Source organism: Leifsonia sp. HAY1-4F, assembly GCF_056755275.1.
Map to the genome: position 1 here is coordinate 1 of NZ_JBNDHX010000219.1, position 297 is coordinate 297.

The window sequence follows — 297 nt, forward strand, 5'->3', positions numbered from 1 at the left end:
TCCGTCGTCGGCAGCGTCAGTGTGTATAAGAGACAGGGGTGGGGGTCAGGCGGACTTCGGCGCCGAGGCGGGCGGACTCGTAGGCGGCGTCGATCACGCGAGTGCGGTCGAGGGCGAGGGAGCCGTCCCAGTTCGACCAGTTCGCCGGATCCGCGACGTGCTCGAGGAAGGTCTCGACCACGGCGAGATGGCCGCGCCCGGGATCGGCGGTGACCGAGATGTCCTGGCTCTGCTCGCCCTCGCCGGTGAAGATGGTCAGCTCGCCGGACGGCGCGTAGTCGACGACGCGCAGGTCGG

Annotated in this window: 1 pseudogene; it reads right to left on the minus strand. The window is 70.0% G+C overall.

Annotated elements, in window-relative coordinates:
* Positions 1 to 16 precede the first annotated feature (16 nt).
* Positions 17 to 297: pseudogene (locus tag ACPYOG_RS19285) on the minus strand (Gfo/Idh/MocA family protein); the annotation flags it as partial.